Raw genomic sequence first — 12,315 nt, 5'->3', positions numbered from 1 at the left:
TCGGGGACAGATAGATGCAGAACTTGAAGGAAGCCGGCCTCTTCCGGCAACAGGCGCTTGTCGGCGGAAAGTGGATTCCGGCCGCATCCGGCAATAGCATCGACGTCGTCGATCCAGCCACACAGGCGATCATCGGCACGGTCCCTGACATGGGAACCGCTGAAACGCGGGCGGCGATCGAGGCCGCGGAAGCGGCCTATGGCCCGTGGAAGAAGAGGACGCATGCCGAACGCGCCGCGCTTCTCGAGGCGTGGCACGCCCTGATGATCGAACATATCGAGGATCTCGCGCTGATCCTGACCACGGAACAGGGCAAGCCGCTCGACGAAGCCCGCGGCGAAATCCGCTACGGCGCTTCCTTCGTGAAATGGTTTGCCGAGGAAGCCCGCCGCATCGGCGGCCACACCATCCCCTCGCCGACGCCGGATCGCCGCATCGTCGTCTTGAAGGAGCCGGTTGGCGTCTGCGGCATCATCACGCCCTGGAACTTCCCCAATGCGATGATCACCCGCAAGGTGGCGCCGGCACTTGCCGCCGGATGCACGGTCGTCATCAAGCCCTCAGAATTTACGCCCTATTCGGCGCTTGCCATCGGCTGGCTTGCCGAAAAGGCCGGCATTCCGGCCGGTGTGATCAACATCGTCACCGGTATGCCGACGGGGATCGGCAACGAGATCATGGCCAATGAGACGGTCCGCAAGATTTCCTTCACCGGCTCGACCCGCGTCGGCTCGCTGCTGATGCGGGGAGCGGCCGACAGCGTCAAGCGGCTTTCCCTGGAACTCGGCGGCAATGCCCCTTTCATCGTCTTCGACGATGCCGACATCGATGCCGCCGTCGAGGGAGCGATCGCCTCGAAATTCCGAAACGGCGGCCAGACCTGCGTCTGCGCCAACCGCATTCTCGTCCAGGCGGGCGTCTACGACGCCTTTGCCGAAAAGCTCGCGGCCTGCGTCGACGCGATGAAGGTCGGCCCGGGCACGGAAGCAGGCATTGCGATCGGGCCGATGATCAATGAGGCGGCGATCGCCAAGATCAACCGCCATGTCGAGGATGCGCTTGCCAAGGGTGCCGCGATCGTCACCAAAAGAGCGGAGCTGCCGCCCGGCCGGCAATATACTGCCCCCATGGTCCTGACCGGCGCCACCACCGACATGCAGCTCGCCGGCGAAGAGACGTTCGGCCCGGTCGCGCCGCTTTTCCGCTTCGAGACCGAGGAACAGGCGCTGGCGATTGCCAACGGCACGCCCTACGGCCTCGCCGCCTATTTCTACACGGAAAGCCTGAAGCGGGCCTGGCGGGTCGGCGAAGCGCTTGAATTCGGCATGATCGGCCTTAACACCGGCGCCGTCTCGACCGAAGTCGCCCCGTTCGGCGGCGTCAAGCAGTCGGGGCTTGGGCGCGAAGGCGCGCAGGCCGGCATCGAGGAATATCTGGAAATGAAGTCCTTCCACATCGGCGGCCTCGCCTGAGCAGGCAAAGCCGAAGGGCTGCTTTCGCAGCCCCTCGATCCGCTTCAAATGGAGAAAGGCGCAGCCGGCTTACCGGATTTTGTCGAGCATCTTGTAATAGAGCCCCACCAGCGGCAGGAACCAGGGCTTGCCGAAATGGCCGGGAACCGCCGGCCATTCCAGGCCCTTGAGCGGATTGTGGTCCGGGCGGCCGAGGATCGCGTCGGCGATCGTCATTCCGAGATGGGTGGAGAGCTGCGCCCCATGGCCGGAATAGCCCATCGCAAACCAGGCGCCGTCCTGATATCCGGCGCGGGGGTAACGGTCCTTGGTCATATCGACCAGCCCGCCCCAGCAATAGTCGATCCCGACATCGGCAAGCTGCGGAAAGATGCGGGCGAGGCTGTCATGCAGTATCGCGCCGCTTTTGGCATCGGAACGCTGATCTGACGTGGCCGAAAAGCGCGCCCTCCCCCCGAAGATGAGGCGGTTGTCAGGCGCAAGACGCCAGTAATTGCCGATGTTCATCGAGTTCACGCAGGTGCGGTTGCCGGGCATGGTCGCCGCGATTTCCGTTTCCGTCAGCGGCCGCGTGGCGATGATGAAGCTGCCGACCGGGATGATGCGGCGGCGGAAATAGCCGAAATTCGGCGTCGTATAGGCGCCGGTCGCAATCAGTACCTGATCCGCCGTCACGGTGCCCTTTTCCGTCTTCAGCACGTGCCTGCCGTCCGCTTGGCGATGGTCGCTGACCGCGGCACCTTCGACGATCGTCGCGCCATGGCGCCTGGCGGCCTCCGCCAGCCCGACGACATAGCGGCCCATATGCATCATGGCGCTCTTTTTCGACAGCATCGCGCCATGGAAGGGTGCGCCGACCTCGCTTTTCAGGTCGCTTGCCGAGAGGAGAGCGGTCTCGGCATCGACCTCCGCATGCACCGCCTCGAAATTGCGGGCGATCGCATCGTAATGCTGCGGCTTGGAGGCGAGCTTCAGCTTGCCGGCGCGGCGGAAATTACAGTCGATCCCCTCCTCGGCGATCAGTGCCTCGATGGTGTCGATCGAAGCGTCGAGCGCCCGGTAGAGCGCGACGGCGCGCTCTTTGCCGAGTTCGGCCTTGGCGCCGATGAAGCTGTGCGCAAGGCCGTTGTTGAGATGGCCGCCGTTGCGCCCCGAGGCTCCCCAGCCGACCCTCTCGGCCTCCAGCACGATGACGCGCGCACCGGCCTTGGCGAGCTGGCGCGCCGCGGCGAGCCCGGTAAAGCCGGCGCCGACGACTGCAACGTCGTAATGGCCTTCCACGGGTCCCTGCGCTGCGTTGGCGAAAGCCGGAGCCGTATCGTGCCAGTAGGATTGGAGCTTCATCGCCTCGCGTCCCTCAGAGCCCGACGACGCCGGGCAGGCCGGAAATATCGGGAATTTCGACATAGCCGTAATAGGGGTTCGCAGGCTCGTGGCCGCGATTGACCCAGACCTTATTCTTGATCCCGAGGTCATGGGCCGACATCAGGTCGTAGCGGAAGGAGGACGAGCAATGGAGGATGTCCTCCGGGCCGCAGCCCAGCATGTCAAACATGTATTCGAACGCTTTGAAGCGCGGCTTGTAGGCATTGGCCTGCTGAGCGGTATAGACCGCATGGAACGGCGCCCCGAGTTTTTCGACATTCGACATGATCTGTGCGTTCATGGCGTTGGAGAGGATCACCAGCGGGATTTCCTTGGCGACCTTGGCAAGGCCCGCCGGAACGTCCGGATGCGGACCCCAGGTCGGCACGCGCTCATAGACCATCCGTGCGGCTTCCTCGCGGAATATTATGCCGTTGCGCTTGCAGGCCCGTTCGACGGCATTGTGCACCACCTCATTATAGGGCTTCCAGTCGCCCAGGATCTCGTCGAGACGATAGGCCGCAAAGTTCCTGATGAACTCCGCCATCCGGGCCTCATCGAGCTGCTCGTCATAGAGATCGCGGGCGGCCTCCGCCATTTGGAAGTTCGTCAGCGTGCCGTAGCAGTCGAAGGTGATGTATTTCGGACGGAAGTGAGCCATGACGGTATCCCTGATGTTTCCAGCTGCCTTCATCATAGGCTGCGGCTCGAGCGTCCGCTCACCTGAAATCCGGACCGTCGAAGCAGAATGTTTCGTATCCTGAGCCGGCTTTGGCAGAAGGTTGTGTGCGGCCGCCGCCTTCGCTGCTCATCTTGTCGAAAAGGTTCGTGAAGCGTCTGCACCCGCCAGCATAAGATGCGGCGGGCCGTCCAAGCAACGCTATAAGATACTGTCGGGACTGACGCCTTCAGACGATCTGCCGGTCGATCCTGCACCAAAATTCCCGGCAAGAGATGAAGGACATCGCAATGCAGACAAGTCAGATCGATCTCGTGGCCTTCGGCCCCGAACACCTGGAGGGAGCGGTTCAGCTCTCCCGGCAGGCGGGTTGGCCGCACCGGCTGGAGGATTGGCAGATGGCCTTCGTCCTCAGCAAAGGTGCCGTTGCGATCGAAGGCGGCCGCGTCGTCGGAACCGTTCTGACGACGATCTATGAGGCCGACTGCGCCGCCATCAACATGGTGATCGTCGACGAAGCCATGCGTGGACGCGGCCTCGGCCGCAAGCTGATGGATGCCGCATTGGAGATCGCGGGGCGCCGCCCCCTCCGGCTGGTCGCGACCGAGCAAGGCTTGCCGCTCTATGAAAAGCTCGGCTTCCAGCCGACGGGTGCCATCCGGCAGCATCAGGGCGTGGCGGGAGAGATTGCCGCGTTGCCGGGGACGGAAGCGGCGATCGCCGGCGACATGGGCGCGATCATCCAACTCGACCGCCGCGCCTTCGGCGCCGATCGCAAACGGTTGCTCGCCTACCTCGCGGCGGCAGGCGAATTTGCGGTGATGCGCCGCGACGGCCGCCTTTGCGGCTTTGCAGCGCTTCGGACTTTCGGCCGCGGCGAGGTCATTGGTCCGGTCGTCGCCACCGGCCTCGACGATGCCAAAGCCCTTGTCGCCCACTTCATCGCCCGGCGCGCCGGACAATTTCTGCGGGTCGACACGACAGTCGATACCGGACTGGCGCCCTGGCTTGCCGAACAAGGTCTCGCCCATGTCGGAGGCGGGATCGCCATGGCAAAGCCGGTGTTCCCGCGTGATGCCGATCCGGCCGTGACCACTTTCGCACTCGTCAATCAGGCCCTCGGCTGAGGCAGGAGATGTCAATGTACAGCAATTCTCTCATCGAGCTCGACCGCGCCCATCTCGTTCATCCCGTCGCCTCCTATCGCGGCCATGAAGCGCAGGGCGTGCGGGTTCTGGCCTCCGCCAAGGGAGCGACGGTGACCGACGCCCATGGCCGCCAGCTGATCGATGGCTTTGCCGGCCTCTGGTGTGTCAATGCCGGCTATGGCCATGAATCGATCGTCGAGGCCGCCACGCGCCAGATGCGCGAACTGCCTTATGCGACGGCCTATTTCGGCCTCGGTTCCGAACCCGCCATCCGCCTTGCCGCCGAACTCGCCGAGCGCGCGCCGGGTGATCTGAACCACATCTATTTCACGCTCGGCGGTTCGGATGCCGTCGACAGCACGATCCGCTTCATCCGCTACTACTGGATCGCCCGCGGAAAACCGCAGCGCGACCAGTTCATTTCGCTGGAGCAGGGTTATCACGGTTCCTCAACGGTAGGTGCGGGTCTGACCGCACTGCCGAACTTCCATGCCGGCTTCGGCATTCCCTTCGACTGGCAGCATAAAATTCCGTCGCCCTACCCGTATCGCAATCCCGTCGGCGACGACCCGCAGGCGATCATCGCGGCATCGCTTGCCGCGCTCCGCGCCAAGGTAGAGGCGATCGGCGCGGACCGTGTCGCGGCCTTCTATGCCGAGCCGATCCAAGGGTCCGGTGGCGTCATCGTGCCGCCAAAGGGCTGGCTGAAGGCCATGCGCGATCTCTGCCGCGAGCTCGATATTCTTTTTGTCGCCGACGAGGTGATCACCGGCTTCGGCCGCACCGGGCCGCTGTTTGCCTGCTCCGAGGAGGAGATCGTTCCCGATTTCATCACGACCGCCAAGGGGCTGACTTCAGGCTATGTGCCGATGGGGGCGGTCTTCATGGCGGATCATGTCTATCAGACGATCGCCGAGGGTGCCGGCGCTTCGGCGGTCGGCCACGGTTATACCTATTCCGCCCACCCGGTCAGCGCCGCCGTCGCTCTCGAAGTGCTGAAGCTCTACGAAGGCGGCTTGCTAGAGAATGGGAGAAAGGCCGGGGCCCGGCTAATGGCGGGCCTCGAGGCGATGAGGGATCATCCGCTGGTCGGCGATGTGCGTGGGCGCGGCATGCTGGCGGCCATCGAACTCGTGAGCGACAAGACGGCCCGCACGCCGCTTCCCGCCGAAGCCCAGCCTGCCCGGCGCATCTTCGACCGCGCCTGGGAAAACGGACTGGTGATCCGCGCCTTCGCCAACGGCGTTCTCGGTTATGCCCCGCCGCTCTGCTGCACCGATGCCGACATCGATGCGATCCTGGAAAAGACCCTCAGGACGCTCGACCAGACATTGGAGGACCCCGACGTCAGGCGGGCGCTGAAGGATTGAAGCCCAGCCGGCGAAATACCGCCGGATGCCGATATTCGGAATTTTGTGCCGCACCACGGCGTCTATTCGGCGCAATCCATGCCGAGAAGGTGCCAAACTCGAAAAGAGCAGAAGCCAAGCGCCCCTAAAAAATAGGGGCTCATCATAAGGCCCCGGCAAAAGCCGGGCTTGGGAACGACATAGATTTTTGCGAAGCGGCGGCAGTCCATGCCGCTTTCGCCCGACACTGGGGACACGACATGACGAAGTCTCTGCCTGAATTCAAATATATGAGTTTCGACGTCGTCGGAACGCTGATCGATTTCGAGAGCGGCCTGAAATCCTGCCTTGAGGAGATCGCGGCCGAAGCTGATGTGACGATCGACGGCGAGCAGGCGCTGACCCTTTATCGCGCCGCCCGCTACAGCGAGAACGCGTCGCTCTTCCCCGACGATCTCGTGCGCGTCTATCTCGCCATAGCCCCCGATCTCGGCCTGCCCATCGATAAGCGCCATGGCGAGCGCCTGCGCGATTCCGCGAGGAGCTGGAAGGCATTTCCCGACAGCGCGGCTGCGATGGCGCGGCTTGCCCTGGACTACCGGCTGATCGCCATGACGAATGCCCGCCGCTGGGCCTTCGACCATTTCTCCGAAACGCTCGGCAACCCGTTCCATGCCGTCTTCACGGCTGACGACACCGGTACGGAAAAGCCGGATCCGGCCTTCTTCGAGAGCGTCTTCGATTTCGTGGCCGCCGAGGGCGCGTCGAAAAGCGATATTCTGCACGTGGCCCAGAGCCAGTATCATGACATCGGCATCGCGCGCGCGCTCGGCATGACCAATTGCTGGATCGAGCGCCGCCACGCGCAGAAAGGATATGGCGGCACCATCGAGCCGGCCGAATTCACCGAGCCCGACTACCATTTTACATCCATGGCCGGCCTTGCCGAGGCCGTGGCCGCAGCGCGGAGCTGAACCGCGGGAAGACCCGATCGGGGCCAAGCCCGCGTGGAGACGGGCAGCCCCCCAACCAGACGACAAAAGGGGAATGACATGACCAATAAGATCACCAACTGGACCGCGTCTGATGACGCAAAGATCGAAAACGCCATCCGCCGCGGTGCAACCCGGCGCGAACTTCTGCAGATGATGCTGGCAGGCGGCGTCGCCATGTCGGCGGGCGGGCTGATCCTCGGCCGCGCCTCGAAGGCGGTCGCGGCGACACCCGTTGCCGGCGGTGCGCTCAAGGCGGCTGGCTGGTCGTCCTCCACGGCCGACACGCTCGACCCGGCGAAGGCTTCGCTTTCGACCGACTATGTGCGCTGCTGCTCCTTCTACAATCGCCTGACCTTCCTCGATAAGACGGGCACGCCGCAGATGGAGCTTGCCGAGGCGATCGAATCCAAGGATGCGAAAGTCTGGACCGTCAAGCTGCGCAGCGGCGTGACCTTCCATGACGGGAAGCCCTTGACCGCCGATGACGTCGTCTTCTCGCTGAAGCGTCACCTCGATCCGGCGGTCGGCTCCAAGGTTGCCAAGATTGCGGCGCAGATATCAGGCGTAAAGGCGATCGACAAACAGACCGCCGAGATCACGCTCGCCAATCCAAACGCCGACCTGCCGACGATCCTGTCGATGCATCACTTCATGATCGTCGCCGACGGCACCACCGATTTCTCCAAGGCCAACGGCACCGGCGCCTTCGTCAAGGAAGTGTTCGAGCCGGGCGTGCGCTCGGTCGGCATCAAGAACAAGAACTACTGGAAATCCGGCCCCAACGTCGATTCCTTCGAATATTTCGCGATCAGCGACGACAATGCCCGCGTCAACGCGCTGCTTTCGGGCGACATCCATCTTGCCGCCTCGATCAATCCGCGCTCGATGCGCCTTGTGGAAAGCCAGGGCGCCGGCTTCGTGTTGTCGAAGACGACCTCCGGCAACTATACCAATCTCAATATCCGCCTGGATATGGAGCCCGGCAGCAAGCAGTCCTTCATCGAAGGCATGAAATATCTCGTCAATCGCGAGCAGATCGTCAAATCGGCGTTGCGGGGATTGGGCGAAGTCGGCAACGACCAGCCGGTCTCTCCCGTCAATTTCTATCGCGACGCCAATCTCAAGCCGAAAAGCTTCGACCCCGATAAGGCGAAGTTCCTCTTCCAGAAGGCCGGCGTGCTTGGACAGTCGATCCCGGTCATCGCTTCGGAAGCGGCGAATTCCTCGATCGACATGGCCATGATCATCCAGGCCGCAGGCGCCGAGATCGGCATGAAGCTCGATGTCCAGCGGGTGCCGTCGGACGGTTACTGGGACAATTACTGGCTCAAGGCGCCTGTTCATTTCGGCAATATCAATCCGCGCCCGACGCCCGACATCCTGTTTTCGCTGCTCTACGCATCGGACGCACCCTGGAACGAAAGCCAGTACAAATCGGAGAAGTTCGACAAGATGCTGCTGGAGGCGCGCGGCCTGCTCGACCAGGAGAAGCGCAAGGCCATCTACAACGAAATGCAGGGCATGGTCGCCGAGCAGGCCGGCACGATCATTCCGGCCTATCTCTCCAACGTCGACGCAACCAGCGCCAAGCTCAAGGGCCTGGAGCCCAGCCCGCTCGGCGGCCAGATGGGTTATGCCTTCGCGGAATATGTCTGGCTCGAAGCCTGAGGAAGTGAGCGGCCGGGGGCTGAAATTGTCCCCGGCCCGCCTTCCCCTGCGTTATAATCCTCAGCCGAATGCCGAAGGGAGCGCGCGCATGAATAAAGAGGTGCTGTCCCTCATATCGAACCGTTTGCTTATCGCCCTGGTTACTCTGGTGATCGTCTCCTTTGCCGTGTTTTTCGCCACGACGATGCTGCCCGGCGACACGGCGACGATCCTTCTCGGGCAAGCGGCGACACCCGAAGCCGTCGAAGGCCTGCGCAAGGCCATGCATCTGGACCAGCCGGCTATCCTGCGCTTCCTCAGCTGGCTTTACGGCCTGCTCTCGGGCGATCTCGGCACCTCCTATGCCAACGACATGCCGATCAGCCAGCTGATCGGCGGCCGCTTTGTCAACACGCTGAAGCTCGCCGGCGTGACCGCGCTGTTCTCAGTGCCGATCGCGCTGACGCTCGGCATCACCGCCGCCATGCTGCGCGGTTCCGTCTACGACCGGATCGTGACGATCCTGACGATCGGCGTCATTTCCGTGCCCGAATTCATGGTGGCGACCTCGGCGGTGCTGGTTTTTGCCGTCTATCTCCGCTGGCTGCCTGCGCTTTCGCTTGCCAATGAAGTCCACTCGCTTGCCGATATGCTGCGGGTCTATGCCATGCCCGTCATCACGCTGACTTTCGTTGTCTCAGCGCAGATGATCCGCATGACGCGCGCTGCGGTCGTGGAAACGCTGAGCACGCCCTATGTCGAGATGGCTCTTTTGAAGGGCGCGTCGCGGACCCGCATCGTTCTCAGGCATGCCCTGCCCAACGCGCTCGGCCCGATCGTCAATGCGATCGCCCTGTCGCTCTCCTATCTTCTCGGCGGCGTGATCATCGTCGAAACCATCTTCAACTATCCCGGCATCGCCAAACTGATGGTCGATGCGGTCGCCACACGCGACCTGCCGCTGATCCAGAGCTGCGCGATGATCTTCTGCCTCGGCTACCTGATCCTCATCACGCTTGCCGACATTATCGCCATTCTTTCCAATCCGAGGCTGCGATGACATCCCATATCGAACATCAGCCCGCCATGACGCGCCGGCTCGGCTACCGCTTCAACCTCGTCGGACTCCTGGGGCTTGCCGTCATCCTCTTCTGGGCCTTCATCGCGATTTTCGCGCATTTGCTCATCCCCTACCCCGTCGGCGAGATCGTCGACACCGATTATTTCGGCCCGATATCCCCGCAGTTCTGGATGGGGTCGGATTATCTCGGCCGCGACGTGTTCTCGCGCATCCTGATGGGCGCTCGCTACACGGTCGGCATCTCGCTCGCGGCGGTGACGATCGCCTGTTTCAGCGGCGTCGTGCTCGGCATGATCGCGGCCGTCGCCGGCGGCTGGCTCGACACCCTGCTTTCGCGCTTTCTCGATGCGATGAACTCCATCCCGGGCAAGCTCTTCGGCCTCGTCGTGGTCGCGGCCGTGGGGTCGTCGATTCCGGTGCTGATCCTGACGCTTTCGGTGATTTACATACCCGGGTCTTACCGTTTCGCGCGGGCGCTCGCCGTCAACGTCAATTCGATGGATTTCATTACCGTCGCCCGCATTCGCGGCGAAAACACCCTTTATCTCATCCGCTCGGAAATCCTGCCCAATATCGTCGGTCCTGTGCTTGCCGATCTCGGGCTGCGCTTCGTCTTCATCGTTCTCTTGCTCTCCGGCCTCTCCTTCCTGGGGCTCGGCGTGCAACCACCCTATGCGGACTGGGGAGCGCTCGTGCGCGAAAACATCGGCGGACTGCCTTTCGGGGCGCCCGCGGTGATGTTCCCATCGCTGGCAATCGCGAGCCTCACGATCAGCGTCAATCTCCTGATCGACAACCTGCCGCAGAAAATTCGAGATCGGAGCGAGTGATGACCAATCTCGTCGAAATCCGCGACCTCAGGGTCGAAGCCACCACCGATTCCGGCCGCCGCGTCGAAATCATCCGGGGCGTCAGCCTCGACATATCAGAGGGCGAGATCGTCGCGCTGATCGGCGAAAGCGGCTCCGGCAAGACGACGATCGCGCTGAGCCTCATGGGACATTGCCGGCCGGGCTGTCGTATCTCAGGCGGCAGCGTTTCGCTTGCCGGCAAGGACATGGTCAAGCTTGGCGAAAAGCAGCGCGCCAGGTTGCGCGGCACTGAGGTCGCCTATGTGCCGCAATCGGCCGCCGCCGCCTTCAACCCAGCCATCACGATCATGGATCAGGTGATCGAGGTCACGCGCATCCACGGCCTGATGTCGGCCGACGAAGCGAGAGGCCGCGCGGTCGAACTCTTCCGGGCGCTTTCCCTGCCTGAACCCGAGATCATCGGCACACGCTATCCCCATCAGGTCTCCGGAGGCCAGTTGCAGCGCCTGTCGGCGGCAATGGCGCTGATCGGCGACCCGAAGCTTATGATCTTCGACGAGCCGACGACGGCGCTCGACGTGACGACGCAGATCGAAGTTCTGCGGGCCTTCAAGTCGGCCATGAAGCAGGGAGGCATATCGGGCGTCTACGTCTCGCACGACCTCGCCGTCGTCGCCCAGATCGCCGACCGGATCGTCGTGCTGAAAGGCGGCGAGGTTCAAGAGATCGGCACGACCGAAGAGATCCTCACCGCGGCGAAACATCCCTATACGCGCGAGCTGCTGGCCGCCTTCGAGCCGAAGGCGCGCAGTCCCGAAGCCGATGGCAAGGCCGCGCCGGCGCCGCTGCTGACGATCGACGACGTCGTTGCCGGCTACGGCCAGCGCCAGGCCGACGGCCGGCCGCTCGTCTGCGCCGTCCAGCAGGTGAGCCTCAAGGTCGAGAAAGGACGCAATCTCGGCATTATCGGCGAATCCGGCTGCGGCAAGTCGACCCTTGCCCGCACCATAGCCGGCATCCTGCCGGCCGCCTTCGGCAAGATCGTCTTCGACGGCAAGGAGCTCGGCCACAGCGCCCGCGAACGCTCGCGCGATCAGTTGCGCGCGATGCAGATCGTCTTCCAATATGCCGATACGGCGCTCAACCCGGCAAAATCGGTCGAGGACATCCTCGACCGGCCGCTGGTCTTCTACCACGGCATGGCGGCCAAGGCGCGCAGCGCCCGCATCGACGAATTGATGGACATGGTCCGCCTGCCGCGCAGCCTCCGCCATCGCCGTCCGGGAGAGCTTTCGGGCGGGCAGAAGCAGCGCGTGAATTTCGCCCGGGCGCTTGCCGCCGATCCGAAGCTGATCCTCTGCGACGAGATAACCTCGGCTCTCGATACGGTGGTTGCCGCCGCCGTGATCGACCTGCTCAAGGAACTGCAGCGGGAACTCGGCCTCTCCTACATCTTCATCAGCCACGACCTTTCGGTGGTCGAGGCGATCTGCGACGAGATCGTCGTGATGTATGACGGCAGGAAGGTCGAGGAAATCACGCCCGAGAAGATCAAGGCAGCGCAGCATCCCTACTCCCAGCTGCTCTTCTCCTCGGTGCCGAAGCTCGATCCGGCCTGGCTCGACGGGTTGACGCAGGATCCGGAACTGGTGCGCGCCTATAGCCGGGGCTAGGACCGGCGCTGGGACGCTCTAGGTCAGTCACCGCCTCATATCGCTCAATCAGATTTTGGCTGAAGCGAGTTTGACGAGAGCAAGGTCGTTTTCG

General features: G+C 63.2%; 10 protein-coding genes. 8 read left to right on the top strand and 2 right to left on the bottom strand.

The window, feature by feature from the left end; genetic code table 11:
- Window positions 1-14 precede the first annotated feature (14 nt).
- The gene (locus NE852_RS28665) at window positions 15-1,472 is read left to right on the top strand and encodes an NAD-dependent succinate-semialdehyde dehydrogenase (protein ID WP_258157124.1); all 1,458 of its coding nucleotides are present in this window, start codon (window positions 15-17) and stop codon (window positions 1,470-1,472) included.
- 69 nt (window positions 1,473-1,541) lie between these two features.
- Here the strand turns inward: NE852_RS28665 and NE852_RS28660 are convergent, their stop codons facing one another.
- Complete coding sequence (locus NE852_RS28660) at window positions 1,542-2,816, bottom strand: FAD-binding oxidoreductase (protein WP_258157123.1); 1,275 nt, start codon at window positions 2,814-2,816, stop codon at window positions 1,542-1,544.
- A 13-nt stretch (window positions 2,817-2,829) separates the two neighbouring features.
- The gene (locus NE852_RS28655) at window positions 2,830-3,498 is read right to left on the bottom strand and encodes a haloacid dehalogenase type II (RefSeq protein ID WP_008532590.1); all 669 of its coding nucleotides are present in this window, start codon (window positions 3,496-3,498) and stop codon (window positions 2,830-2,832) included.
- Window positions 3,499-3,806: 308 nt separating this feature from the next.
- Between NE852_RS28655 and NE852_RS28650 the strand changes: the two genes are divergently transcribed.
- The 7 genes from NE852_RS28650 to NE852_RS28620 all read left to right on the top strand — a co-directional run bounded on the left by NE852_RS28650 (window position 3,807) and on the right by NE852_RS28620 (window position 12,221).
- Entirely contained in the window at window positions 3,807-4,643 is an 837-nt protein-coding gene (locus tag NE852_RS28650; protein WP_258157122.1) for a GNAT family N-acetyltransferase, read from the top strand.
- Window positions 4,644-4,657: 14 nt separating this feature from the next.
- A complete protein-coding gene (locus tag NE852_RS28645; RefSeq protein WP_258157121.1) occupies window positions 4,658-6,034 on the top strand; it encodes an aspartate aminotransferase family protein in 1,377 nt (458 codons plus the stop codon).
- A gap of 239 nt (window positions 6,035-6,273) precedes the next feature.
- Window positions 6,274-6,987 (top strand): HAD-IA family hydrolase, encoded by a 714-nt coding sequence (locus NE852_RS28640; protein ID WP_008532599.1) that lies wholly within the window; start codon window positions 6,274-6,276, stop codon window positions 6,985-6,987.
- 78 nt (window positions 6,988-7,065) lie between these two features.
- Window positions 7,066-8,676, top strand: a complete 1,611-nt coding sequence (locus NE852_RS28635; RefSeq protein ID WP_008532600.1) for an ABC transporter substrate-binding protein — start codon at window positions 7,066-7,068, stop codon at window positions 8,674-8,676.
- Between the two features lie 88 nt (window positions 8,677-8,764).
- Complete coding sequence (locus tag NE852_RS28630) at window positions 8,765-9,715, top strand: ABC transporter permease (RefSeq protein ID WP_008532601.1); 951 nt, start codon at window positions 8,765-8,767, stop codon at window positions 9,713-9,715.
- Complete coding sequence (locus NE852_RS28625) at window positions 9,712-10,566, top strand: ABC transporter permease (RefSeq protein ID WP_008532604.1); 855 nt, start codon at window positions 9,712-9,714, stop codon at window positions 10,564-10,566. Before NE852_RS28630 ends, NE852_RS28625 begins: the two co-directional genes overlap by 4 nt.
- Window positions 10,566-12,221, top strand: a complete 1,656-nt coding sequence (locus NE852_RS28620; RefSeq protein WP_008532605.1) for an ABC transporter ATP-binding protein — start codon at window positions 10,566-10,568, stop codon at window positions 12,219-12,221. Before NE852_RS28625 ends, NE852_RS28620 begins: the two co-directional genes overlap by 1 nt.
- Window positions 12,222-12,315: the final 94 nt, after the last annotated feature.

Source organism: Rhizobium sp. Pop5 (assembly GCF_024721175.1).
Taxonomy (GTDB): Bacteria; Pseudomonadota; Alphaproteobacteria; order Rhizobiales; family Rhizobiaceae; genus Rhizobium.
The sequence above is the reverse complement of the archived record's forward strand: the minus strand, read 5'-3'. Positions and strand labels throughout refer to the sequence as shown.

Bases quoted from the DNA above. Each gene is read 5' to 3' on its own strand.
- NE852_RS28665 (WP_258157124.1), top strand. From the start codon at position 15: ATGCAGAACTTGAAGGAAGCCGGCCTCTTCCGGCAACAGGCGCTTGTC.
- NE852_RS28660 (WP_258157123.1), bottom strand. From the start codon at position 2,816: ATGAAGCTCCAATCCTACTGGCACGATACGGCTCCGGCTTTCGCCAAC.
- NE852_RS28655 (WP_008532590.1), bottom strand. From the start codon at position 3,498: ATGGCTCACTTCCGTCCGAAATACATCACCTTCGACTGCTACGGCACG.
- NE852_RS28650 (WP_258157122.1), top strand. From the start codon at position 3,807: ATGCAGACAAGTCAGATCGATCTCGTGGCCTTCGGCCCCGAACACCTG.
- NE852_RS28645 (WP_258157121.1), top strand. From the start codon at position 4,658: ATGTACAGCAATTCTCTCATCGAGCTCGACCGCGCCCATCTCGTTCAT.
- NE852_RS28640 (WP_008532599.1), top strand. From the start codon at position 6,274: ATGACGAAGTCTCTGCCTGAATTCAAATATATGAGTTTCGACGTCGTC.
- NE852_RS28635 (WP_008532600.1), top strand. From the start codon at position 7,066: ATGACCAATAAGATCACCAACTGGACCGCGTCTGATGACGCAAAGATC.
- NE852_RS28630 (WP_008532601.1), top strand. From the start codon at position 8,765: ATGAATAAAGAGGTGCTGTCCCTCATATCGAACCGTTTGCTTATCGCC.
- NE852_RS28625 (WP_008532604.1), top strand. From the start codon at position 9,712: ATGACATCCCATATCGAACATCAGCCCGCCATGACGCGCCGGCTCGGC.
- NE852_RS28620 (WP_008532605.1), top strand. From the start codon at position 10,566: ATGACCAATCTCGTCGAAATCCGCGACCTCAGGGTCGAAGCCACCACC.